A 24,648-nucleotide genomic window follows, 5' to 3' on the forward strand; every position below is an offset into this window, starting at 1 on the left:
AAGAAGTCAACTTTGGGGTTGACTTCTTTTTGTTTATAGACTTAAATATTTTATCAGCTTTTACAGCATAACCGATTCTTTTCGGTAAAGTTCAGCTAAGGTATCTACTGCGAAGTCAACTTCTTCTGCCGTGTTATATTTCCCAAAAGAGAAACGAACATTTGCTCTATCCGGATTAATTTGAATTTCGGTTAAAACGTGGGATCCAACATCTGTTCCGCTTGCACAGGCACTTCCGCCCGAAACTGCTACACCGGCAATATCCATGTTGAAAAGTAGCATATCGTTTAATCCTGAAGGAGGCAAACTGACACTTAAAACAGTATATAAACTTTCATCAAGTGACGACGATTTTCCGTTGAATGATACACCTTCAATATTTTCACGAAGTTTGTAAATCATTCTTGTTTTAAGACTTTCGATATGCGCGCGATGCTGATCCATATCCCGGTAAGCTATTTCAAGTGCTTTTGCCAAACCTACAATTCCATAAACATTTTCAGTTCCGCCACGCATGTTACGCTCCTGTGCACCACCGTGAACGAATGGGAAAATCTTTGTTCCCGGTTTCACATATAGAAATCCGATACCTTTTGGACCATGAAATTTATGCGCCGAACCAACGATAAAATTGGTTTTCAGTTGCTGCAAGTCATGTTTATAATGACCCATGGTTTGTACCGTATCACTATGAAATATCGCATCATAATGTTTGCACAAATCACCAACAGCATCAAGATCAAGTAAATTTCCAATCTCATTATTTCCATGCATTAAAGAAACAAGTGAGCGGGAATTTGTTTGTAAAAGTGTTTCCAGATGTGCCAGATCCACTTCGCCTTTTTCATTCAGATTGACAAAACTTAATTCAATCTGTCCGGATTTTGCCAAATGCTCCAAGGTGTGAAGCACGGCATGATGTTCAATTTTCGAAGTAATGGCATGTTTCAGGCCAAAAGTTTCGATGCTTGAACGAATGGCTGTGTTGTCTGCTTCTGTTCCGCCGGACGTAAAAAAGATTTCGGCAGGCGCTGCATTTAATATGCCTGCAACACTTTTCCTCGCTCTTTCCACCGCGGAACGAACTGCACGTCCATAAGAATGGATTGAAGAAGGATTACCATAAGTCTCTGTCATCAGAGGCAGCATAGTTTCCAAAACTTCCTGATCCAGGCGGGTCGTTGCAGCGTTATCAAAATAGGCTTTCATTATTTGTTTTTCGGTTCTGAAATTATTTCCTTGATATCAGAAATGATTTTATTTGCCAGATTAACAGCAGTCGTCAATGTTTCAGATTCTGAATAAATCCTGATAATCGGTTCTGTATTTGATTTACGCAAATGAACCCATTCCCGGTTAAATTCAATTCTTACTCCATCAATGGTACTCAATGGCTGTTTGGAATATTTTGTCTGAATACGGCTTAGAATATTATCAACATTAATATCCGGCGTCAATTCAATTTTATTTTTTGAAATATAATAACTCGGATAAGACTTCCGGAGTACCGAAGCCGTCTTTCCAAATTTGGCCAGATGCGTCAGAAATAAACCAATTCCTACCAGAGCATCACGGCCATAATGACTTTCAGGATATATAACGCCGCCATTTCCTTCACCTCCAATGATTGCATTATTTGCCTTCATTGTCGTCACAACGTTCACCTCGCCAACAGCAGAAGCAAAATATTCGCCCCCTGCTTTTAACGTTACATCTTTTAAAGCCGCCGTAGAAGATAAGTTTGAAACTGTATTTCCTGGTGTATTTTTAAGAACATAATCAGCAACTGCAACCAAAGTATACTCTTCACCAAACGGTGATCCATCCTCACACATCAGAGCAAGACGGTCAACATCAGGATCAACGACGATACCAAGGTTGAACGAACCATCCTTTAATTCTTTACTGATATCCCGCAAATGTTCAGGAAGTGGTTCCGGGTTATGTGCAAAATTACCTGTTGGCTCGCAGTGTAACTTTTTAATATTTTTTGTTTCAACACCTAATGCTTCAAGCAACATAGGAACCACTATCCCTCCTGTTGAATTCACAGCGTCAACGACTATTTTGAAATTGGCAGCTTTGATCGCTTCAACATCTACAAGAGATAAAGAAAGTACGTGATCAATATGTTTTTGAAGATAAGTATCGTCCGATTTATAACTCCCAAGTTTTTTTACATCCGGAAAAAGAAAATCTTCCTGATCTGCAATTCTCAAAATTTCGGCACCTTCTTCTTCGGAAATAAATTCTCCTTCATGGTTCAGCAATTTCAGTGCATTCCATTGAATTGGGTTATGGCTGGCAGTGAGGATTATCCCTCCGGCAGCTCCTTCCATTGTTACCGCAATTTCTACGGTAGGCGTTGTGGACAATCCAAGGTCAATCACATGAAGACCAACACCTTGTAAAGTACCAGCTACCAAACGACTTACCATTTCACCGGAAAGTCTGGCATCCCGCCCTATCACTACCTTTAAATTCTGTGTATTTGTCCGCCTCAACCAAGTGCCATAAGCCGCAGCAAATTTAACAACATCAATTGGAGTCAGTGCCTCTCCGGATTTACCTCCTATTATCCCTCTGATTCCTGATATAGATTTGATTAACGTCACGATCTGGTTTTCCTCTGTTTGTTACGATACAAAAATAACAAATTTCCCGCGGTCTATCGGATTATTTGATAAAACAATACTATAAATGAGTAATTGGCCAATATGAATTAAACCTGCTCGATGTCTACATGCGTAACCAGGGACGACTGAGCCGAGCCCCGGAAAAATCCCATAACAGGCGCCAACTGATCAAAGTCTGCGGATGCGCCCAAACTGATGTGATTATTTGCAATGACCTTTCCCTCTGTCGGATCGAATCCACGCCAGCCAGCACCAGGCAAATAAACTTCTACCCACGCATGGAGCTCATGGGCCTGCATTGGATTTCCATATAAATATCCGCTAACAAATCGTGCTGCGATACCCAGACTTCTGCAAGCTGCTATGAATAACCTTGAATAATCCCTGCAGGATCCGGTTTTATCCCGCAAAGTATCATCCGGAGGATAAGCCACGCCAAACTCTCTGTTTTGATAAGAAAAGTTTTCTGAGATGTATTTACTTAGTTCAACCAGAAATGGAACGGTTTCCCAGTTTACTTCGGCTGCTATTTTTCTTGCAAACTGCTCAACGTAGGTGGTTGCTTCATTCCGGCTCAGATAAGGAATAAGATATTTGTATATCCTGTTATCATACAAAAAAGGAATATTTTTTGTGATAAATGGGAAAAGTACAAAATCAAAAACATTCACAGGATCTGAACAAACGGTCATTTCCGCAAATACTTTTAAACCTGTTACCTTGCCATTGAAAAAATGAACAACCTGTTCCACATTTCCTTCTGCATCTACATTTTTAACAATATTTGAAGGTGCCGGATCTATCACCAGCGAATACTTAAGTACCCGCTGGTGAGGATAAGCTTTGGGATACAGATATAAAGTATGCATATCCAGCTCAACAGGGAAATCATAACTATAGTCAAGTGAATGACGAACTTTCAGATTCATAACATTTCCCGGGTTTAGCAAAAATTGATGCTGTTTATTAATATTAACCCTTGTAAGACTCTGTTTGGTTCAGTTCATCCATTGGCTGCGGATATGTCCGGAAGTTTGTCCCATCGACTGAGTCTGGGATTTTTCCGATTCAAGTCCAAAATACAGATCGAAGATTGCGCTGTCGACTTCGTTATTATTTGTCTGAAAACGATCCAGATATTTATGAAGGCCTATTTTGAATACATCTTCCACATCCGTAAATTCAAGTTCGCTGCGCATTTTGCTTAATGCTCTTTCCGCAGCATTGGTATGGCCCCGCTCAGGAATTGAACCCGCAATTGCATACAGCGAAAGTTCAGCCTGACGAACTGAATAAGCAATGGAACGAGGGAATAATTTATCCAGAATCAAAAATGCCACAATGTTCATCGGTGTTAAAGCACGATGCGTCTGGCGGTACATATTATAAGCACTTACAGATTTCAAAACCGCAGTCCACATCATGAGATCCAATGTTGAACCCGATGTTCCGGTATCCTGTAAAAGTGTAAAATACTTAACATCCAAAAATCTCGAACATTTATCCGCACGCTCAATATGACGGCCTAAGCGACCAAAATGCCACGCCTCATTACGTGTAATGGATGCGTCTACCACACCATGAAAAAGCTGACAGTTTTTACGTATATCTGTAAAAAATGACTGCATATGATCCATATTCCGGAAATCATCAGGAGAAGTTCCGCGGATGGTCAGATAAAATGCGTTGATACTTTCCCACATTTCTTTCGAAATGGTTTCACGTATCGTACGGGCATTTTCCCTTGCTTCATACAAACAGCTGACGATGGAATTTGGATTGCGCTTGTCAAACGTCATAAAGTGGATCACGTCCTCCTTCGTTGGTTTGTCATAATATTTGTGGAAAAGAAAATGATCAGCTGTGGCAATAAGAAGCGGCTCCCATTGTTCATCCACATCAGGCGGCAGGTCAAGTGCAAGATTAAAATTCACTCCAACAAAACGGGCGTAATTTTCAACCCGTTCCATATAACGATTCATCCAATAGATTGAATTAGCAACTCGACTAAGCATAAGCGGCAAGAATTGTATTTAATAAATTATTTCAGAATAATGTCATAGTGATAAGACCAAAATACCTAATAATATTTCGCAAAAACAAACTACTACGAAAAATAATATAAGATCTTTGAAGAGTATTATTTCGCCCGGAATACTACTGATAAAGCGTGAAATCATTACAAAATATATAATTTTAGTAAATTAGACCATTATTAACAATAACTCTATACACAAGTGTCAAAAAGAGATCTATTCATAGCGGCCATCCAGAAATCTTATCAAACCGATAAACCAACGATTCATCTGGGGTCAGCTATTCTTGACGGGGATATTATCACAGAGGCAAAAGTTAATTTGCCTCTTCGCATGATGAACCGCCACGGATTGGTGGCCGGAGCAACCGGCTCAGGAAAAACACGCACACTTCAGGTACTGGCCGAACAGCTTTCCGCTGCCGGTGTACCCGTTTTCATGTCGGACATCAAAGGTGACTTATCAGGTATTGCACAGCCTGGAACTTCGAATGCGGCAATAGAAGAACGTTCTAAAATATTGGGCACACCTTTCGAAGCAAAAGGCTATCCCGTTGAACTCTATTCATTAAGCGGAAATAAAGGTGCGCAGATGCGTGCAACAATCCTGGAATTCGGCCCGATTTTACTGTCAAAAATATTTGAACTGAATGATACACAATCAGGTGTACTGGCGATTCTTTTCAAATATGCGGATGATAAAAAATTGCCGATGATTGATCTGAACGATTTAAAAAAGGTACTTAGTTATCTTTCTGAAGGCCCGGGAGCAGCTGAAATCAAATCGGATTATGGCTCGATTTCATCTTCGACAGCAGGGACAATACTTCGTAAAATCGTTGCGTTGGAACAACAGGGTGTAGGAACCATTTTCGGAGAAAAATCTTTCGATATTTCAGATCTGATCAATAAAGTGGACGGACAAGGTGTAATCAGCCTTTTGAATATTTCTGATGTCCAGGATAAACCGGCACTATTTTCAACATTTATGTTGAGCTTGCTGGCGGAATTATATCAGACTTTACCGGAAGCTGGCGATCTGGACAAACCAAAACTGGTCTTCTTTTTAGATGAAGCGCATTTACTTTTCAAAGATGCGCCAAAAGCATTTCTTGACCAGATTGAACAGGTTGTGCGTTTGATACGGTCAAAGGGTGTGGGTATTTTCTTCTGTACACAATTGGCTCAGGACATTCCTGTATCAGTTTTGTCACAGTTGGGAAATCGGGTTCAGCACGTGCTTCGTGCTTTCACTCCTCAGGATGCTGATGCCCTTAAACAAACTGTTAAAACATACCCGCGCTCTGAATTTTATTCCATTGATCAGATCCTGACAACGCTGGGTATAGGCCAGGCACTGATTACGGTTTTAAATGACAAAGGTATTCCAACAGAAGTTGCGGCTACACATTTACTTCCGCCAACATCAGTGATGGGCCCCATGACGCAATCGGATTATGAAAATCACGTGCGCCAGTCGGATGTATATTTGAAATATAAAGATCCTATCGATCCCGAAAGTGCTTATGAAATATTAACGAAACGGATTGAAGAACAAACAAAACAGGAAGCACAGGTAAAAGAAGAAGCTACGATTGCGAAAGGCGGAGGCAAGCAGGAAAAAGGGATGTTTGAAGAAGCCCTGGCATCACCTCTGGCAAAACAAATTGGCAGAGAGGTGGTTCGTGGTGTATTTGGAATGCTTTTTGGAAAATCAACAACAAGGACTAAAAAAGGCGGCCTTTTTGGTTTTTAGACTAAGTATCCGATTACCTGATTGTTTTAATTCAGGTAATCGGATTAGTATTTTCACCAGCCGATCACACAACGCTGTTCTACCAGCTTATCCAGATTTTCAGCTACATCAATTCTGCCTTTCTCACTATTAAAAGCATGGCGGAACTCTTCCCGCAACTGTCGGCGTGTCATCGCTTCCAAAAATCTTCTTCCATCTTCTTCACTTTCCAGCAACAAGGGTGGAACTACTGAGGGCAAATCATCTTCACCTTTTGCCACCATGGTTACGTAAGAAGTATTGGTATGCCGCTGAATTCCATTTCTGACATTTTCTGCAATCACCCGGATACCTATAACCAGCGAAGTTCTTCCCACATAATTAACCGATGCCATTAAGGAAACCAGATCCCCGACTTCCACCGGTTTTAAAAAGTCAACCCCGTCCACAGAAACAGTCACACAATATGTACCCGCATGGCGCGAAGCACAGGCGTAAGCTACCTTGTCTATCAATGATAATAAAATTCCTCCATGTATTTTTCCGCCAAAATTGGCATAGGAAGGAATCATCAATTCTGTTAATGTAGTTTGCGAAAATCTGACGGGTTTTGGATCGAGGGAAGGTTCGGTTTGTTGCACAGGTAATCTGTTTTTAAATGAATAGCTTTACAAGGTAACAGTTTTTCCAGATTTAGCCGATTTCCGGGCCGCTTCGAGGATTTCAACAACCGTTACATTGACAGGCAATCCGTACAAATCATTTTTATCCAGCTTCAAACGACCTTGCACGACGTCAGATAATACTGAAAACGGATCGGTGTAAGGCGCTGGTCTCGGATCGATTTTCTTTTTTTCTTCCGGTGCCTTCTCCTGCAAACGTTCGCGAATTGTTGTAGGGTCAACGGCTATTGCATAACCTTTGGTTCCGTAAACTTCCATGTCTTTACGTGCAAAAGTCCAGTTCCAGGAAGCCTGAATGACACATTGCGCTTTTGGATATTGCAAAACTATTGAGGCTTCGTCATCCACATTTTTATAAATATCCGGTTTGTTCTGATGCGCAACAGCAGTTACCGAAATCGGCCGTTCACCTTTCATCAGCCAGGTCATCAGATTTGCTCCATAACAACCAAAATCCGTTAAAGCACCCGCTCCGTTTTTGACAGGATCAGTCAGAATTTCGAAAAACTCTTTTCCTACGCCAATTTCTTTCGGTCCCTGGTGGCCGTCATTAACCATTACTTTCCGGATTTCACCTAACTTTCCCTGCTCGTAAAGATTATGTACATATTGATTACTGGCATACCAGGATGTTTCGTAATTTGTCAAAACCTGGATATTATTTTTCAATGCAAGACTTTGGATTTCCTTTGCATCGGCAAAAGTTGTCGCTAACGGTTTTTCAACCATAACATTTATTTTTCTTGGCGCGCAGGCTCTTACAATAACGATATGCTCATTAATCGGACCAAAGGCAGAAACGGCCTCCGGTTTTGTTTCGTCAAGCATTTTGTTCAAATCACTGTAAAATAGCTTTTTGTCCAGTTTATATCTTTCAACAAACCGATCAACCAATTCCTGATTTGGCTCATATACACCGACCAAAACCGCGTCTTTTTTATCTGTACGATTAAATGCCCAGCCAACATGACCATGACTCAATCCGGCCACAGCAAGACGCATGGGAGATTGTGAAAAACCTGCCGTTGCAATCATTGCAACCAGCAAAATTGATAATAAATACTTCATGGATTTAGGTGTTAGCCATTAGAGATTAGTGAAATAGAAAAATACATATCCCGGCAAAGAATTTCGATTGGACGCCCTAATCGCTAAAAGCCAAAAGCTACCTAAGACATTTTGTCGATCAAATCCTTTATTGCCTCCTGAAAATATGCACCATTGTATGGACCAAACCAGCTCATGGTTTTAGTTTCGTACAAGTCTCTATCAAAGTATTTATCATTGGTAATATACCCAACATACCCGCCATTGAAACTGGTTACCATTAAATGCAGTCCTTTTTTCGCAGCATAGGCAGTTAATTCCGGCATCAATTCCCCTGAAAAATCACAAGGCGTGCCGACCATCAAAATATTTCCGATACGCAGGGCTTTCATATAAGAAGGTACATCGCCAAAAGCCCAGCGAAAAACCCAGCTGCGCAGTGCCAGATTCGGCATAATTTTAGGCCTTGGGTCTCTTAAAGGCAAAGCAACCGTAACCGATCTGAGAACGGATGGTTGTTTTTCAAATTTACCAATAATAGTCTGAATCGATTTTTCGACGTTACCGGCCTGGTTTTTTACCTCGTCAAAATCATCTTTGCCTTTTTCTATCGGCGCCATACTGCCCACTGCTCCGGCCATATATACAGCAAAGTTCGCCTCCCTGCTTTCCAGATCATCTACCAGCGCGCCAGCCCAGTCGCGTGATAACTCCATGGTGCTTGCATTCAAAATTGTAGAATGGGCGGCATAAGAACTGATCATCGCTTTTTGTCCGTTAGCACCTGTAATCTCAATATTCCTGACCCAGGGATCAACAATTCCCTCCTTGCCTACGAGGCGGTTTTTGATATCAGTTGTATCTTTTACTTCTCCAAAACCAATGGTTGCTGGCTGTATGTTTTTCTTAGCGTCGTTGATCGATTTAATAATAGCCTGCGACACCGTTTCCATAACAGCCGCATCATAAGGCCCCGCAAAAAGTTTTCCGGTGATGGTGTTATACCAGCCCCCCAGACTGTTGTGACTGTGGATTGCGCCAAAATAAATCTGGTCAAAGGTAAATCCGGTTGCAGGTAAAAGTTCTTTTACGCGAGCCGTGATATTGGGTGGAACAATCAGCATATCGGCGGTGATGATAGCCGCTTTTGTTGATCCGTTTTCAATAATAACTGTGCGTACATAAATCGAATCATGCACTGCTTCGTAATGTTTTCCTCTTCGTTTGCCATAACCTGCCATGGGTCCGGGCGTTGCAGGTGTAATATTCACTTTCGCCCAACCCGCGCTTAATGCGGCAGAAGTTGTATCTGTGGCAGTCTGTCCACTGATTTTAGAAATATTCTCTTTCCATTGTTTGTAATAAGACATTTCCTTGTAAGGAGTCCGGTCAATGGTGGTTACCATTGTTGCAACCATGATCAGCAAAATAAAAAATATTGAACCGATGATATAGAGAAGAATTTTAAGGAATTTCATGAATTGGGCGGGATTGTTTTTAGGAGGGTAAAGATAGGGAAGGAATTGTGAATTTAGGATTGTAAATATTACTGTTTGATTAAGTTAAAAAGAGATTTGAATTTCCCTCGTTAACTCATTTTAATGCTCTACCCAGATTTTCAACTTTCCTAAGCCACTTCGTTCTTTGCTCAGCGGTAGAATTCCGGATCGAACCAAAAGTTGTCGTCCTTACTGGCTTGAAGCCTGAAAATTCCAGCGTCATTTTTTTCATCATATGATAAGTGGGACGTCCGTTGACAAGCCAATAATACAAAGTTGGCTGATCAAGCGTGCTGATGATATGCGCGCTTCTTCCGGCAAGAAGCTTGTCCCACCAAACTGAGTTTTCACGATATTTAAAAGCAAAGCCAGGCAAAAAAGTCCTGTCAAGAAATCCTTTTAACAACGCCGGTAAACTACCCCACCATACCGGATATACCCAAACGATATGTTCGGCCCAAAGTATTTTTTGCTGTGCATTTATCAGATCAGGTTCAAGTTCTACGCGCTTCCGATATCCAAATTGAAGGATGGGATTGAAATTAAGGTTAGCCAGAACTAACTCTTCAACCTCCGCCCCTGCTTCTATTGCACCGTTTTTATAAGCTTTGGCCAATCCGGCTGCAAAACTTTCCAGATCCGGATGTCCGTTGATTATCAGTATCTTTTTCATATTTACTTTTTTTGATAAATGATTGATATTAAATGAACAGTGTTTAGTATTAGAACAAATTTTTTTGTGCCTTTTCAATTCAAAATTTTAAAACTTAAATCGTTTTAATTGACAACCGGTATGAAACTAAACGGTGAAGTACCCCAACTGAAATTAATTATTGCTTATTGAAAAGATCAATAAGTGCACTTGATCATTTCAATAAATAATTTGAATGCATTCTGAATCCGTTCCATTTCGCGGTCATCTTCAAAAAAGGCCATCCGTTTTCTTAAATGAAGCGATAACAAGCCATGCATAAAACTCCATATGGTTAGGGAAGCATTTTCAATATCAGTTGTATTTTTAAAATGACCAGCCTCTATACATTCCGCTATCGTTATTTTCAAAAACTCAAAGGATCTGGCACCCTCATCCCAGGCTTCTTCACGACAGGATAATGTTTCCATTGGCGCGTCCATGATAAACATCAGGTCGTACAATTCAGGATTATCAATTGCAAATTTCAGGTACTGATTCCCCAACGTTATAAGCTTTTCAAACGGATCTTTGATAGCTTCCACGATTGAAAAATCTTTCATCATCTTCTGAAAACCTGCCTCATGAAGAGAATAAAGCAATTCGTTTTTGTCTTTATAGTACAGGTAAATCGTCGCCGGACTATATTCAATTGCTTCTGCGATGTTTCTGATACTCGTTTTATCAAATCCCTGGGCTAGGAATAATTTCCGGGCTGCTTCCAAAATCAATTCCCTCATTTCTTCGCGTTCCCTTTCTTTCCGTTCTACAATTCCCATCTTTATGATTATTTACAATGCAAATATAATAAACAGTGTTTAGTGAAAATAATTTTATGCGGAAATTATTAATTTTTAACATTGGCCGTACCGATGGCAAACTGCGCAATAAATTCCGCGGCTACCATATCGTACGTGCCGATGGCACTATTTCCGTAAAATACGACCAGGCATGAACGATAAGATAACCGTGGGTTCCAACCCATGGAAAAACGGAAAACAAAAAATGCCCATCCACATAAGTGAAAAGGCATTTTCAAAAGATGCAGATTTCTTAATTCTGCTTCATCAACTGTATATTGGCGATCAGCTTTACATCTTCACCGATTAAAAGACCACCGGTTTCCGTGAGCTGCATATAATTCAATCCAAATTCCTGACGGCTTATCCTTCCTTCTACTTCAAAACCTAACCTGATATTCCCATTGGCGTCACGTTCTGTTCCACCATATTCAGCATCAAGTTCAATAGGTTTGGTAATACCTTTCAAGGTTAACAAACCTGAAAGCTTGTAATGATCACCTTTGACTTTATGAAAATAATTTGACTGAAAAGTGATGTGCGGGAATTGCTCCGCATCAAAAAAATCTGCGGATTTCAAATGCTCATCACGCATATTTTGATTGGTATCAATACTATCCACATCCAGCGAAAAGTGAATTTCCGCATTTTCAAAGTCATTCTGATCAGATGTCGCACCACCTTCAAAATTCTTGAAAGAGCCTGTAATCGTAGAGATTACCAAATGTTTAATTTTAAATTGCACATCAGAATGTACCGGGTCTACTATCCATTTTGTAACTGCCATAGGAATTCTATCTTTTATTTTGAAAATACCGGAGGAGATTCTACATCAGAAAACCGGTTTAATTACTTCAAGGAAATATAGCCCAAATTTAAATTTTTGCTATATATCTATCTTCTTACTTTGAAAAACAGTAATTAAATAAAATTAGATCATCCATCAAAAGATTTTAATATTTATCTAATACTCTATTTTTTAAGTTCTACTGATCAAACAGAAATTCAGTCTCACTTAGACTGATCGTACAAACCTGAAAAAAATTGCACTTCCCGGTTATAATATCTCTGCAACTTGCAAGATGTCACAATTGACCGGATTCCGGCATTAAGAAAGTTTTAAAAATGCACCTCACACCTCATTTCCATCAATAATGCTTTCTATCTTTACATACTTTACTTAAACGGATTTTACATGAGAATGAAGGGACGCAGCATATTCACTTACGATGTTTATGCGCCCACAACAATTACCACAATGCTGCGCCCAAGACGTGAAGAAAGCCAATCCATTATCAGCGAAGGTTTTCTTATTGAACCAACCATTCCGTTTTCAGAATTTACCGATATATACGGCAATTTATGTCAGCGGGCAATATTACCCGTCGGAAAAGTGACTATAACCTCAGAAGTGGAGGCACAGATCAACGCCACAAAAGTCACTCCGGATCCGTTACCAAAATTCATGCTGGTGAGTGATTTGCCCGATGAGGTCATGCTTTACATTTTGCCAAGCCGGTATTGTCAGTCGGACTTATACGAAATTAATATGCTCGCACTGGAAATCGCAGGTAATCTGCCGCCAGGTTATGAGCAGGTTGAGGCGATCCGAAGCTGGATACACAACAATATTACGTATCAATATGGGGTCACCGATGCCAGTACTACTGCGGTAGATCTGGCCAGATACCGTTACGGCGTTTGCAGGGATTTTACACATTTAGCCATTGCCCTTTGCAGAAATCTCTGTATTCCGACGCGGATGACTGTGGGTTATCTCGACAAACTAAAGGACATTGATCTGCACGCATGGTTCGAGGTTTATATTGGTAATGAATGGTATCCGTTCGACGCCGTGCAGGAAAAAACAGAAGGTTACAGGATTGAAATTGCCCATGGCCGAGATGCCGCGGATGTGGCTATGGTAACACAATATGGAAATGCAGTTTTACAATCTTTACTTGTAGAAGTAGAACTTCTTGAACAGGAACCGGATCACAATAATTAATTCCAGCTTCCCTGTAAAACAAAAATCCGGATACCTTACAGTAGCCGGATTTTTTATATCGAAATTATTCTAGCTGATAACACCTAGTTCCTTACCCACTTTCGTAAATGCGGCTACTGCTTTTTCAAGATGCTCCTGCTGATGTCCGGCAGAAATTTGTACACGAATACGTGCTTTTCCTTGTGGTACAACGGGATAAAAAAATCCGATCACATAAATTCCTTCATCCAACAATTTTGCAGCAAACTGTTGCGCCAGTTTTGCATCATAGAGCATAATCGGGACAATCGGATGTTCGCCAGGCAAAATGTCAAAACCAGCCTTGGTCATTTCTTCGCGGAAATATTTCGAGCTGTTTTCAAGCTTATCACGCAGTGCGGTGGATTTGCTTAGTAAATCCAAAACTTTTATTGAAGCGCCAACAATGGACGGAGCCAATGTGTTTGAAAACAAATATGGACGGGAACGCTGACGAAGAATTTCAACAATTTCTTTTTTTGCAGCAGTAAAACCACCTGACGCGCCACCTAATGCTTTTCCATAAGTTCCGGTAATGATATCAATCCGTCCCATTACATTTCTGAATTCATGTGTTCCTCGGCCCGTTTTTCCAATAAATCCGGATGCGTGACATTCATCAATCATCACCATGGCTCCATATTGTTCAGCCAGATCGCAGATTTTATCAAGCTGCGCAATGGTTCCGTCCATGGAAAAAACGCCATCCGTAACAATCAAAATCCGGCGACTACCCTGTGCATCTTTCAGCTGCTGTTCCAGATCTTCCAGGTTATTATGTTTGTAACGGAAACGTTTTGCCTTACACAAACGGATACCATCGATCAAAGAAGCATGATTCAATTCATCAGAAATAATTGCATCCTGTTCACCCAGCAATGGTTCGAAAACACCACCGTTCGCGTCGAAAGCAGCTGCATATAAAATACAATCTTCCGTCCCTAAAAACTCAGCTGTTTTCCGTTCAAGTTCCTTATGGATATCCTGGGTTCCGCAAATAAAACGAACCGAAGACATACCAAAACCATGTGTTTTGATGGCGTCAATGCCTGCTTCAATTACATCCGGATGTGAGGAAAGTCCAAGATAATTATTGGCACAAAAATTCAGTACTTCCTTGCCATTATCCGTGGCAATTCTGGCTGCCTGCGGCGTGGTAATTATACGCTCGGTTTTGTAAAGTCCGGCTTCTCTGATGCCTTCCAGTTCGCCTTGCAGTTGTTCTTTGATATCTCCGTACATAGTTTTATATTTTTAAATGAATCAATAAAGAAGATTTTAACTTCTTACTATCTCATACTTTTTTCTCAGTTCAATAATCATCTCCTCTGTCATTTTATCAAGCGAATAAGCCGGGCGCCATCCCCAGTCGGCTCTGGCCTTGGCATCATCAATTTGCTTAGGCCAGGATTCGGCAATGACCTGACGGTAATCCGGTGTATAACTTATTTCAAAATCAAAAATGATTTTACGGATACTCTCATATATTTCTTTGGGCGAAAAGCTCATTCCTGCAAGATTATAACCAGTTCGAACGGTGATTTTTTCAGCAGGAGCTTCCATTAAACGAACGGTTGCATCCATTGCATCACTCATGTAAATCATGGGCAGCGTTGTATCTTCTTTTAGAAAACAATCAAAATGCTCACCTTTTACAGCTTTGTGATAGATATCAACGGCATAATCCGTTGTGCCTCCGCCCGGCATCGACTGATAACTGATGATTCCCGGATATCGCAGCGAACGAATATCCATACCGTAACGATTGAAATAATAGTTCGACCAGTTTTCACCAGCCGCTTTGCTGATTCCATAAACCGTCGACGGATCCAGATAAGAAAACTGATCGGCCAAACCATCTACGTGCGCTCCAAAAACAGCTATGGAACTTGGATAGAATATTTTCCTAACGCCGTTTTCTCTCGCAACTTCAAGTACGTTAAAATACGTCTGCATATTAATCTGCCAGGTATTCAACGGATCCTGTTCTCCTTTTGCAGATAAAATTGCGGCCAAATGATAAATCTGTGTGATGCCGTGGCGTTTCACAATTTTATCCAAAGTTTTGCCATCTGTTGCATCCAATACTTCAAAATAATCCTGTCGCTCTGAATTAACTTTCAGGTCTGATGCAATAACCTGGTTTTCACCATACATACCACGCAGATATTCCACAAGGACAGATCCAATCTGGCCATTTGCTCCGATCACTAAAATTCTTTCAGATTTCATTTTACAAGACATTTATAAAGTATAAATCACTTGCAATTTTGCATTTTAAGACAATATTTTAATTAATTTAAACCCATTTCAATAAAAATTACTGCAAGGGTATTAAATCGAAGAAAATTTTACTTATTGCAGGTATACTCTATTCTAAAAGCAGGAAAAATTGTGCCATTATGGAAGACATCGATAAGATCGATACCAAAATCTTACGCATTTTACAGAAGGATGCGAAGAAAACGACCAAGGAAATTGCCAATATTCTTAACCTGACGATTTCGCCGATTTACGAGCGGATACGGCGCCTGGAAAACCTTGGTTTCATTAAACAATACGTTGCCATACTTGATAAAAAACTGATCAACAGACCTATCACCACGATCTGCCAGGTTTCCATGCGTTATCATAATGAGGCCTTTATTGAAAAATTTGAACAGGAAATCCAGAATCTGGATGAGGTTCAGGAATGTTATCATATGGCTGGTCAGGTTGATTTTCTTTTGAAGATCAATGTGAGAAGTCTGGATGAGTACCACGATTTTGTCAAATATAAATTGTCCAAAATTGATAACATCGGCGTGCTTAACAGTACGTTTGTTTTAAAGGAGATCAAGCATACTTCGGAATTTTATATTTGATTTGAAACGCAGAATAAAGAAGCGGTTTGACGCGGAGGTTCGGGAGTTTTATTTTTTAGTTTGAAAATAAAAAAACCCGAAAAAATTGGCTTTCGGGTTTTGCACTGGATTTGGGTGGACGACGCTGTAAGATCTATAAGCTTCTTCGTGCTACTTCAAATGAAAATGTTTTGCTTCCAGCTAAACCACTTTTTGTAATTCCCTGGACGATTACACGATAATGTCCCGGCTGGTCCGAGGTGTAAAAACTTAACTGTGCCTTGCCTTGTGAATCGGTATCAACATCCGGTGCCCAATGTAAAAGATTCCGGAAATCAGGGATACGGCTCTGCAATTTAACCTGAGAATCATATTTCGGCGAATAAAATTCCCTGATTATCTGAGCTCCCTCATATGGTAAAACCAACACGCGTGGATCCATTTCAAATCCGGCCAGATCACCCCGGTATGTCGACAAACTTACGATACCAGTGAAATCTCCCCAGCCAAGATAGTAATGTGCATTCATTAATTCAATCTTTTTAACTTTTAATGGATCAAAAGCCATAATTTTATCCGTATTGAAGACCGGAATACCATCCAGTAGGATCAGAGGATCGGTGTTGAAAAGTATTTGAGGAAAGAATTTATCAACCATTCTAAAATGAAATTCTTTCTGGCGCCGCCTCACCATTACTCCGCGCACATATTCCCGCATCACTTCTTCCATGGTTGGGAAACGTGTGAAATCATCCAGAAAATACTTTTCGTCAGGAGTCCCGAAAAAAGCGATGGAGTCAGCAAACACGTATTTATTTTCCTTGTATATTTTTGGCAAAAATGAATTGCCGGTCTGCATATTGACCGTACGTGTTAGCAGCTGGTTTTCCAGTTTTTTATCAAAAAGGAAGGATTTCAGACCGGCTTTCAAAGGTTGTTTTGAAAAGGGATTTGCCATTTCAATACGGTACGTACTATCCAGACGAAGGTTCGTCTGAATAGTTATTTCTTTTGGTCCGAAAAACTCTTTTACCTCAAATCTGATTGTGCCGGACGCATCACTCATTGCATAATATAATCTGGCAGGAAAATCAGGGGCGGCCAGGTAAGTACCAATACCTCTGACCGGCTCATTTGATATGGTGTTAAAAACTTTACCATAAATAAAATGGCCGTCAAATTCAGGAAGATTAGCAAAAGTTACCGGAGTTTTCGAAAAAACGTCATCCCATTTAAAACGGCGCCAGCCCTGGGTAATCATCAGATTATCGAGATCTGCATCTACTTCTTTGCTGTTTCGTTGTGCGTAATATTCAGGAGATTCAATATTTCCTTTTAAATCCGAAGACAGATTCAAGTAACTACCAATACCTTCCTGATCATCACTTTGTATAGAGTCAGATAAAAATACGGATACAGAAAGATTTGAAATTTCCGCTATTCCGGCATCCGAGCTCGAACTCAGATCCATAATTACCTTGTCACGTGTGTTGTATTCCTGCTTGCTTACTTTACCATCCAGTACAAAATCCTTTGCAGGACGTTTAAAATATAACCTTTCGGAAACAGGTTTGCCCAGTATATTAAAAACAGTGATCTGGCTGATACCGTCTCCCATTTTATTTTTTTCCAAAACAAAAACAGCTTTACCGGCATTCAGCGGTTTTGTTTCGGCATAATTGTTTGCCTGGCGGGTGTGGACAAATAGACTGATACTGTTCTCTAATCTTTCAGCATGGGTGCTAACCAATACCTTAACCAGCTTATCCGTAGAATCTTTCACCTGCAAAACGTAACCCTGTTCCTGAACTTCCGGAAGTTTGTAGGTACTGCTTTTTCCTTTGGAATCTTTAACCAAAATCCGGTATTCATTTCCGGCAACAGGTTTGAACATAAAACTGCCAATTCCGAATTTCCTTGGTGAAAACCTTACCAAAGTGTCATTATCCTGATTGACTAATACACCATTAAAATTAATACCCTTTCCATCACTCGCCACGGCGCGGAACCCGATCTTACTTTCAATGTTTTTGACCAATTGTCCCCCTTCCGGAAAAAACTGGATATCATAAGTAAGCTCCTGCTTTTCGTCCGGATTTGGGTCAAATTTGACAAATGGATTAACAATGGAGATTGTCGTTTCAAAGAAATATTCCGAACTGAAATTTTTCATCCAGTTGGTATAACATCTGATCTTATAATTTCCACTGGCAATGGAAGACGGAATAACCAGGGAACCATTTCCCTTACCACCCAATAAGGAAAATTTGGTTTGAATGACTGCATTCTGCTCCCTGTCCATTACTTCCACATAAGCAATTTTACTCAAATCCATGAATTGATTTGATGCCGCATTTACGTCATATGCTTTAAACCACATGGTTTCTCCCACCACGTAAAAACTGCGATCCAGGTGTAAATACAACTTTTCCTGTATCGCCTTTTGACTATATGACTGAAATTTCTTTTCTACCTCAGACAAATTATTGTCCTGTCCGTTTCCCAAAAAAGGAAAACAAAACAAGCTGAGGAATAACCATATGAATCGTTTGTAATTCACTTTTTGATATCGTTATGGTAAATATTATGGCCAGAAAGAAGGCTTCGTTGTGGTACCTCCCTGCACCCGGCAGTCGGCACAGAATCCACTACTATATAGTACAGAATCCATCTTTGCACCCACCGTGTTTAGCAGGATCTGCTGCGGAGATGATTTCAGAGCATCAGCAATTGACAATGAATCAGGCATCGGGCAAGACGGATAAGATCCTAAATAAGGCCGGATAAATATTCTTTTCGATTGCTCTACGGCAGCACTGAAATAGCCAAAAACCAACTCCTTGGCATTGGTAGTACTTTTAAAATTGCCGGTAACCTGGGAAGGAAGCGGATCAAATAAACTTCCGGTACCTTCCGTGGTTTTTGCCAGGCTCGTCCAGTACTCAAATGCATCCTGCGTCAGTCCATATTGCTTGACTAAAAGACTGTAACCAAAGTAAAGCTTGTTGGTTGATACCAAAACTGTGGTGAGCGGAAGATCTTTAATAATATCCTCAGACAATTTGATGGTGGAACCTAAAAGGATATTTCCTGATTTGATGGTTCGCCAACAAACATTAATATTGTCTCTCCTTCCTATAAGCTGGTTGTTAAGCACTTCCAGGCCTGAGTAATAAGCGGTTCTGTATTCCCAGGTTTCCTCAAATTTCCATCTGTAAAAACGCGTCTGATTATTTGGATCATGCGTATTTACATACATGACACCAGCAGGTTGACGGTTATCAAATTTATAACCTATGCTATCAATCGGCGGGGTACTTTTTACTTCAACAAAATCAGAAAGATATTCCTTTCCGCCTTTCGTTTTAACACGCAGCCGATATTTTGATAATTTACTGAAATTTTGTGGTGGTAATAAGTAAGTTCCATTTCCCTTTTCACTAAATGAAAAAGTTGTACCCTTATCATCCTCAGCTGTAATCGTTGCCCCTGTTTCGTTCAGTACCGCCTCGTTTGCACTTGCATTTTGGGTATGGCTCAGGTCAATCCGGCTGCTGTCAGCACCTACATTTAAAAACCCGTCGATCACTAAATATTGCTCATCCGAATTAATCTCCGGAGGAGAAAATGGCTCCACGCAACTATACAACACAAAAAGTGATGCAATGAGGCCGGTTGTCAATAAGCAGTACTTTTTTGTCCTGTTCATTTTAAAATCTGAAGTTATAGGTAAGTGTCGGGATCGGCCTTCCAAAAATCGAAAGCTGATAACCATTGACCTGTCCGTTTACCGTCTGGAAATATACCGAAGACGGGTTTTTCCGACCTAATAAATTATATACTGCGAATGTCCAGGAGCTGTGCGCCAACTTTTTCACCCGGTGATTTCCCTCGACATTGACTGCAACATCTGCCCGGTAATAGTCAGGAATCCTGTACTGGTTCCTATCCGCATAATAAACCCGCTCCGCACCATCGATAATGTATTTCCCGATCGGCGGTGTGTAAGGACGGCCCGTACTGTACGTAAAATTGAGTGAAAGACTGATACGGTGCGTGAACCTGTAATTGGTGATCATCGTGAAATCATGGGGTTTGTCATAATTGCTCGGATAATAATTTCCCTCATTAGGAGCATCCGGAGAATCACGATCCAATGCCCTCAACAGGGTCCGGGAATAGGTATACCCGATCCAGCCATTTAGTTTTCCGGTCATTTTTTTGACCATCAGCTCCACCCCGTAAGCTTTTCCCTGCGTGCCTAAAACAGCAGCTTCAATCCTCGGATTCATAATCAGCGAATCGCCGCCTTTGTAATCCAGAAAGTTGTGGATCTTTTTGTAATAACCTTCCAGAGAAACTTCCACTTTATTGCCTCTCAGGTTTTTGTATAATCCAACAGAAATCTGGTCTCCTGTCTGAGGTTTGATATATTGATCACTAAGTTTCCAGATATCCGTTGGTGAAACCGTCATCGTATTCGTCAGCAAGTGAATGTACTGACGCAAAGTGTTGTAACTTACTTTCAGCGCTAAGTTGTCATAAATCGTGTAACGTAGCGAAAGTCTGTATTCCGGTCCGCCGTAACCTTTAATTTTTTTCCCGGAAGCATAAGTCTGAGTGCCGTCTTCATAAATTTTGTCGATCGGAAAGCCGGCAACATATTTGTTCACAGTCCTTGGCCCCAGATATTGGTAAAACGAATAGCGCAAACCTGCATTAATCGAAAGACGCGGGCTGAATTCAAACTTATCCTCAATATAAACCGCGCTTTCCAGTGCCTGTTCCTGCTGTAACTGATCCGGAATAACGAGCGACTGCTCTCCTTTTGGCATGAATGAGCCCGGATGAAGTTTGTAATAAACAGAGCTTAAACCAAAATTCAGTGTATGTTTCGGATGCAGGATATAATTAAAATCTGCTTTAAACTGCGACTGGTTGATATCAAATTTGAGATCGAATGCATTAAGTGGCAAACCCTGGCTTTCCATATGGTAATTATACTTACTATGGGTCGCCGTAAACTCGCTGTATAACCTGGCGTTGAAAGTATGTTTCCACTTGATTGCACCAAGCTGGTTTTGGTATGAATATGTAGTATCACCAAATAACCTGAATTTATCATTACTCATGTAGCCCGTCACCAGAATACTGTTTTTCTCATTAATTTCATGGCTAATCTGCAAGTTCAGATCGTAAAAATTGGCAGCACTTTTGTTGTATTTATTATCATCCAGACGTTTCAATATCCAGTTTGAATAAGTCGAGCGGCCACCAAGAATAAATGAAGTTTTATCTTTTATAATCGGGCCTTCCACGGTAAGTCTTCCTGTTACCAGACCAATGCCACCGGATGCAACAAATTTCTTTTTATTCCCATCGCGACTATTGATATCCAGTACGGAAGATAATCTGCCACCGTATTTTGAGGGGATTGTACTTTTATACAATTCAACATCTTTTAAAACATCCGGATTAAAAGCAGAGAAAAATCCGAAAAGATGGGATGGATTATAAATGACGGCATCATTAAAAAGGATCAGGTTTTGATCCGTAGAACCTCCGCGGACGTTCAATCCTGTACTGTTTTCTCCAACAGATTTTACGCCCGGCAGTGTTAAAACGGTACGCAATAAATCGGTTTCTCCAAAAACGGTTGGTACTTGTTTCAGGTTTTTGATAGTCAATTTTACCTGGCCCATATCCGTGCTCACCACATTTTTATCCATTCCGGCTTTCACAGAAACTTCTTTCAATGCGATAACACTTTCACGCATTTCAATATCCAGTTTCCCATCAGAATAAAGAACTATCTGACGCTGGGTTTCGCGCATACCAAAACTTTTGATTTTTAATTTTTGCTTTCCGCGTGGAATCGTTAGAGAATAAAATCCGAGTGCGTCGGTGGTTACACCAATGGAAGGCGTTTCAATAAAAACTGCTGCACCAATTACCGGCTCTCCCGTGATGGCGCTGCGAACATATCCGGTTATGGTTGAATTTCCCGGTGGGATTTTATACCGCTTCACACCAATTTCATGGACTTTGCTTTCTGCCGTTGAGAGCAATTTTTCCTGCGCTTCATTGTCAGGCCCAACGTACGCAACAGGCTCTGATGCGTCTGAACTGTTTGGATTAAACAATCCCGGTTGCAGCTGCGTGATGATTTTCTGGCCTTCGGTAATATAAACCCGTTTGCCCGCATCCAGCGCATAGGTAAAATCCGAACCGCGGAAAACCTGATCCAAAACGGCTCTGATGGTTTGATCTTTTACATCAAGATCGATGGTCAGACTATCAAATCGGGCGGCATCATAATAGAAAAAATAGCCTGTCTGTCTTTCAACATCTTTGACAAAATCATTAAAACGTGCAGAGTCCAGATGGATCGTGATACGTGGTTCCGCGACATTCTGGGCCCTGGCTAGCTGGGAAAATAGAAGTACACAGATGAGGATCGTAAAGTTTCTGAATATTTTCATTGTTTAGTTAATTCGTCATAGCGTGCAACCATTGTTACAATTGCTCTTTCACGATCTTTCCGAAATTTGATATTTTGCTCACGCAAAGCCTTACGTAATTCTGCTTTCTGCCCGGGAAAAAGCTTTGTTACTGACTTTCTGGTATGTACGCTATTGAATTTTCCGTTTGAATAGATATAGAAAAAATTCTTCTGAGGAAACATGGCGATTACTTTTCTTTCGACAATTTTCTCCTGCCGCTGTTTGATCCTGCGAGCCAGTGTTTTTGTTTTTCCGTTATAAACAACATCATAAAAACCGGTCTGCATATCCGGAGTAATATCTTTACCCGATTTCAGATTGATATAACTGTGGTCATAAATTGTAAAAAAACTAACCTTTGGAGATTGTAGTACAATTGGCTCAAAACCATTGATATGTTTGATAACAAGCTCATCCTTAACGATATCATACATCATAGGAATGCTGTCGTAACGCTGTCCGTCATAAAAAACAGCGCCATTTTCATACTTCCGGTCATTGAAAAACTGGTGCTCATCTTCCCGGGAATCATAGATGTAATAAACACGGCCATTGTAAAGATTTTGCGCATCTTTGGTTGCCGATCTGTAAAGTGACAAAGGGTATGCCGGCACATTGTCCGGAACGGAAGGCTGTAAAACGGCTATTTGCCCATAGGTGTTACCGGCAATGAGATAAATCAGAAAAAAGCAGATAGTAAAAATTCTCATATAACGATATCACTTTTAACTCCTTACGAAGCAAATCCATTGTTTGTGGCAAAAAATCATTTTATGTGTTAAAGGTATTAAAATTAGTTACTTACTTTATACTTGGAATATTTATTTCTTAAAAGAATAAAATCTTAATTCTAAACCATTCCATAAAAATCCTTTGCTTCACTACCCAAATTGGCTGAATGCTCCTAACTTTGATGCTGGAAATGAACACACTTTCATTCAATCTCTCATATACCAATATTATTCATGAAAATACTTATTACCGGAGGAGCCGGATTTGTAGGATCGGCACTGGCGATATCACTCAAACTAAATTATCCTGACTACCAGATTTTTGCACTTGACAATTTAAAACGTCGCGGTTCTGAATTGAATCTTAGCCGTTTAAAACAAGCGGGAGTTGAATTTGTGCATGGAGATATTCGTAATAAAGAGGATTTTGACGCTTTTCCAGCTGTTGATTCAGTGATTGAAGCGTCTGCTGAACCATCGGTTTTGGCTGGATTGGATGGAACTCCGGATTATCTGATCAATACCAACCTGGTTGGAACAGTTAACTGTCTGAACTACGCGCTTAAACATAAAGCTGATTTCATTTTTCTTTCAACAAGCCGTGTATATCCGATCAAAACGATTGAAACACTGAATTTTGTTGAAGAAGAAACAAGATTTTCGCTGGCTGACGATCAGCCGGTTCCGGGTGTTTCGTCAAAAGGAATTGCAGAAGATTTCCCGTTAAATGGCGCACGTTCTCTTTACGGAACTACGAAACTGGCTTCTGAACTGATTATTCAGGAGTATAACGAATTTTACAATCTGCGTACTGTTATCAACCGCTGCGGTGTGATCACTGGTCCATGGCAAATGGGGAAAGTTGATCAGGGTGTGATGGTGCTATGGATTGCAAAACATTATTTTGAGCAGCAATTAGGCTATTTTGGCTATGGTGGAACAGGAAAACAAATGCGGGATATGCTTCATGTTGCCGATTTGTACCGTTTGATCGACTGGCAGCTTCATAATCTTGACAAGGTAAATGGTGAGATCCTGAACGCAGGTGGTGGTTTGCAAAGCAGCGCATCGTTGCAGGAACTTACCAAGATCTGTCAGGAAGTAACCGGAAAAACAATTCCGATCAAAGTTGTTCCGGAAACACGTACTGCTGATATACGTCTGTATTTAACTGACAATACAAAGGTTACTGCTATGACAGGCTGGGAACCAAAAATAGGTATCCGCCAGATCGTTGAGGAAATTACAGCCTGGTTAGCTGAAAACGAAAAGGATTTAGCACCAATTTTGAAATAAAATAAACCCAAAGCGCACGAAGTTTTACATAAAGAAAAACAAAGGTTGCACTATTATTCTTTGTCCCCCTCGTGTTGAACTTCGTGCGCTTTTTGGTAAAAACCAGGTACCAGATAAGTTTGT

The 24,648-nt window shown here is 40.5% G+C and carries 21 protein-coding genes; 4 read left to right on the top strand and 17 right to left on the bottom strand.

The genetic code is table 11. The annotated features are described in order from the left end of the window. Nucleotides 1–60: 60 nt before the first annotated feature. The 4 genes from LXL81_RS16910 to LXL81_RS16925 form a co-directional block, all read right to left on the bottom strand. Nucleotides 61–1,209, bottom strand: coding sequence for a cysteine desulfurase family protein (locus tag LXL81_RS16910; protein WP_234647983.1), 1,149 nt, complete (start codon nucleotides 1,207–1,209; stop codon nucleotides 61–63). Beyond that, a complete protein-coding gene (glmM, locus tag LXL81_RS16915) occupies nucleotides 1,209–2,615 on the bottom strand; it encodes a phosphoglucosamine mutase (RefSeq protein ID WP_234647984.1) in 1,407 nt (468 codons plus the stop codon). Before glmM ends, LXL81_RS16910 begins: the two co-directional genes overlap by 1 nt. 107 nt (nucleotides 2,616–2,722) lie before the next feature. After that, complete coding sequence (locus tag LXL81_RS16920; protein ID WP_234647985.1) at nucleotides 2,723–3,565, bottom strand: transglutaminase family protein; 843 nt, start codon at nucleotides 3,563–3,565, stop codon at nucleotides 2,723–2,725. 69 nt (nucleotides 3,566–3,634) lie between these two features. Beyond that, a complete protein-coding gene (locus tag LXL81_RS16925; protein ID WP_234647986.1) occupies nucleotides 3,635–4,651 on the bottom strand; it encodes an alpha-E domain-containing protein in 1,017 nt (338 codons plus the stop codon). 222 nt (nucleotides 4,652–4,873) lie between these two features. Here LXL81_RS16925 and LXL81_RS16930 point away from each other — a divergent pair, with 222 nt between their 5' ends. Further along, nucleotides 4,874–6,427 (top strand): helicase HerA-like domain-containing protein, encoded by a 1,554-nt coding sequence (locus tag LXL81_RS16930; protein ID WP_234647987.1) that lies wholly within the window; start codon nucleotides 4,874–4,876, stop codon nucleotides 6,425–6,427. 53 nt (nucleotides 6,428–6,480) lie between these two features. Here LXL81_RS16930 and LXL81_RS16935 read toward each other — a convergent pair whose 3' ends face one another. From LXL81_RS16935 to LXL81_RS16965, 7 genes are all read right to left on the bottom strand, one after another. Beyond that, nucleotides 6,481–6,978 (bottom strand): acyl-CoA thioesterase, encoded by a 498-nt coding sequence (locus LXL81_RS16935; RefSeq protein WP_234648345.1) that lies wholly within the window; start codon nucleotides 6,976–6,978, stop codon nucleotides 6,481–6,483. 96 nt (nucleotides 6,979–7,074) lie between these two features. Then, a complete protein-coding gene (locus tag LXL81_RS16940; RefSeq protein ID WP_234647988.1) occupies nucleotides 7,075–8,157 on the bottom strand; it encodes a Gfo/Idh/MocA family protein in 1,083 nt (360 codons plus the stop codon). A 101-nt stretch (nucleotides 8,158–8,258) separates the two neighbouring features. Further along, entirely contained in the window at nucleotides 8,259–9,614 is a 1,356-nt protein-coding gene (locus LXL81_RS16945) for a neutral/alkaline non-lysosomal ceramidase N-terminal domain-containing protein (RefSeq protein ID WP_234647989.1), read from the bottom strand. A 115-nt stretch (nucleotides 9,615–9,729) separates the two neighbouring features. After that, the gene (locus LXL81_RS16950) at nucleotides 9,730–10,308 is read right to left on the bottom strand and encodes an NAD(P)H-dependent oxidoreductase (protein ID WP_234647990.1); all 579 of its coding nucleotides are present in this window, start codon (nucleotides 10,306–10,308) and stop codon (nucleotides 9,730–9,732) included. A 176-nt stretch (nucleotides 10,309–10,484) separates the two neighbouring features. Further along, nucleotides 10,485–11,105 (bottom strand): TetR/AcrR family transcriptional regulator, encoded by a 621-nt coding sequence (locus LXL81_RS16955; protein WP_234647991.1) that lies wholly within the window; start codon nucleotides 11,103–11,105, stop codon nucleotides 10,485–10,487. A 68-nt stretch (nucleotides 11,106–11,173) separates the two neighbouring features. Then, nucleotides 11,174–11,359 (bottom strand): hypothetical protein, encoded by a 186-nt coding sequence (locus LXL81_RS16960; protein ID WP_234647992.1) that lies wholly within the window; start codon nucleotides 11,357–11,359, stop codon nucleotides 11,174–11,176. Nucleotides 11,360–11,379: 20 nt separating this feature from the next. After that, on the bottom strand, nucleotides 11,380–11,913 hold the full coding sequence (locus LXL81_RS16965) for a YceI family protein (RefSeq protein WP_234647993.1): 534 nt from the start codon (nucleotides 11,911–11,913) through the stop codon (nucleotides 11,380–11,382). A 408-nt stretch (nucleotides 11,914–12,321) separates the two neighbouring features. Between LXL81_RS16965 and LXL81_RS16970 the strand changes: the two genes are divergently transcribed. Next, nucleotides 12,322–13,134, top strand: coding sequence for a transglutaminase family protein (locus LXL81_RS16970; protein ID WP_234647994.1), 813 nt, complete (start codon nucleotides 12,322–12,324; stop codon nucleotides 13,132–13,134). 69 nt (nucleotides 13,135–13,203) lie between these two features. On the opposite strand, the gene kbl is transcribed toward LXL81_RS16970, so the two are convergent. After that, nucleotides 13,204–14,394, bottom strand: coding sequence for a glycine C-acetyltransferase (kbl, locus tag LXL81_RS16975; RefSeq protein WP_234647995.1), 1,191 nt, complete (start codon nucleotides 14,392–14,394; stop codon nucleotides 13,204–13,206). A gap of 36 nt (nucleotides 14,395–14,430) precedes the next feature. Beyond that, complete coding sequence (locus LXL81_RS16980; protein ID WP_234647996.1) at nucleotides 14,431–15,384, bottom strand: NAD-dependent epimerase/dehydratase family protein; 954 nt, start codon at nucleotides 15,382–15,384, stop codon at nucleotides 14,431–14,433. Nucleotides 15,385–15,554: 170 nt separating this feature from the next. On the opposite strand from LXL81_RS16980, the gene LXL81_RS16985 reads away from it, so the two are divergent. Further along, on the top strand, nucleotides 15,555–16,016 hold the full coding sequence (locus LXL81_RS16985) for an Lrp/AsnC family transcriptional regulator (RefSeq protein WP_137342239.1): 462 nt from the start codon (nucleotides 15,555–15,557) through the stop codon (nucleotides 16,014–16,016). A gap of 133 nt (nucleotides 16,017–16,149) precedes the next feature. On the opposite strand, the gene LXL81_RS16990 is transcribed toward LXL81_RS16985, so the two are convergent. From LXL81_RS16990 to LXL81_RS17005, 4 genes are all read right to left on the bottom strand, one after another. Further along, nucleotides 16,150–18,477, bottom strand: coding sequence for a hypothetical protein (locus tag LXL81_RS16990; protein ID WP_234647997.1), 2,328 nt, complete (start codon nucleotides 18,475–18,477; stop codon nucleotides 16,150–16,152). 102 nt (nucleotides 18,478–18,579) lie between these two features. After that, on the bottom strand, nucleotides 18,580–19,704 hold the full coding sequence (locus LXL81_RS16995) for a DUF4249 domain-containing protein (protein WP_234647998.1): 1,125 nt from the start codon (nucleotides 19,702–19,704) through the stop codon (nucleotides 18,580–18,582). Between the two features lies 1 nt (nucleotide 19,705). Continuing rightward, nucleotides 19,706–22,477: a TonB-dependent receptor gene (locus LXL81_RS17000; protein WP_234647999.1), complete on the bottom strand. Its 2,772-nt coding sequence runs from the start codon at nucleotides 22,475–22,477 to the stop codon at nucleotides 19,706–19,708. Further along, a complete protein-coding gene (locus LXL81_RS17005) occupies nucleotides 22,474–23,208 on the bottom strand; it encodes a hypothetical protein (RefSeq protein WP_234648000.1) in 735 nt (244 codons plus the stop codon). Before LXL81_RS17005 ends, LXL81_RS17000 begins: the two co-directional genes overlap by 4 nt. A 255-nt stretch (nucleotides 23,209–23,463) precedes the next feature. Here LXL81_RS17005 and LXL81_RS17010 point away from each other — a divergent pair, with 255 nt between their 5' ends. After that, entirely contained in the window at nucleotides 23,464–24,525 is a 1,062-nt protein-coding gene (locus tag LXL81_RS17010) for an NAD-dependent epimerase/dehydratase family protein (RefSeq protein WP_234648001.1), read from the top strand. Nucleotides 24,526–24,648: the final 123 nt, after the last annotated feature.

Origin of the sequence: Dyadobacter sp. CY356 (genome assembly GCF_021440195.1) — a bacterium.
In the GTDB taxonomy this organism is placed as follows: Bacteria; Bacteroidota; Bacteroidia; order Cytophagales; family Spirosomataceae; genus Dyadobacter.

Bases quoted from the DNA above. Each gene is read 5' to 3' on its own strand.
- LXL81_RS16910 (WP_234647983.1), bottom strand. From the start codon at position 1,209: ATGAAAGCCTATTTTGATAACGCTGCAACGACCCGCCTGGATCAGGAA.
- LXL81_RS16920 (WP_234647985.1), bottom strand. From the start codon at position 3,565: ATGAATCTGAAAGTTCGTCATTCACTTGACTATAGTTATGATTTCCCT.
- LXL81_RS16925 (WP_234647986.1), bottom strand. From the start codon at position 4,651: ATGCTTAGTCGAGTTGCTAATTCAATCTATTGGATGAATCGTTATATG.
- LXL81_RS16935 (WP_234648345.1), bottom strand. From the start codon at position 6,978: ATGATTCCTTCCTATGCCAATTTTGGCGGAAAAATACATGGAGGAATT.
- LXL81_RS16940 (WP_234647988.1), bottom strand. From the start codon at position 8,157: ATGAAGTATTTATTATCAATTTTGCTGGTTGCAATGATTGCAACGGCA.
- LXL81_RS16945 (WP_234647989.1), bottom strand. From the start codon at position 9,614: ATGAAATTCCTTAAAATTCTTCTCTATATCATCGGTTCAATATTTTTT.
- LXL81_RS16950 (WP_234647990.1), bottom strand. From the start codon at position 10,308: ATGAAAAAGATACTGATAATCAACGGACATCCGGATCTGGAAAGTTTT.
- LXL81_RS16955 (WP_234647991.1), bottom strand. From the start codon at position 11,105: ATGGGAATTGTAGAACGGAAAGAAAGGGAACGCGAAGAAATGAGGGAA.
- LXL81_RS16960 (WP_234647992.1), bottom strand. From the start codon at position 11,359: ATGCCTTTTCACTTATGTGGATGGGCATTTTTTGTTTTCCGTTTTTCC.
- LXL81_RS16965 (WP_234647993.1), bottom strand. From the start codon at position 11,913: ATGGCAGTTACAAAATGGATAGTAGACCCGGTACATTCTGATGTGCAA.
- LXL81_RS16970 (WP_234647994.1), top strand. From the start codon at position 12,322: ATGAGAATGAAGGGACGCAGCATATTCACTTACGATGTTTATGCGCCC.
- kbl (WP_234647995.1), bottom strand. From the start codon at position 14,394: ATGTACGGAGATATCAAAGAACAACTGCAAGGCGAACTGGAAGGCATC.
- LXL81_RS16980 (WP_234647996.1), bottom strand. From the start codon at position 15,384: ATGAAATCTGAAAGAATTTTAGTGATCGGAGCAAATGGCCAGATTGGA.
- LXL81_RS16985 (WP_137342239.1), top strand. From the start codon at position 15,555: ATGGAAGACATCGATAAGATCGATACCAAAATCTTACGCATTTTACAG.
- LXL81_RS16995 (WP_234647998.1), bottom strand. From the start codon at position 19,704: ATGAACAGGACAAAAAAGTACTGCTTATTGACAACCGGCCTCATTGCA.
- LXL81_RS17000 (WP_234647999.1), bottom strand. From the start codon at position 22,477: ATGAAAATATTCAGAAACTTTACGATCCTCATCTGTGTACTTCTATTT.
- LXL81_RS17005 (WP_234648000.1), bottom strand. From the start codon at position 23,208: ATGAGAATTTTTACTATCTGCTTTTTTCTGATTTATCTCATTGCCGGT.
- LXL81_RS17010 (WP_234648001.1), top strand. From the start codon at position 23,464: ATGAAAATACTTATTACCGGAGGAGCCGGATTTGTAGGATCGGCACTG.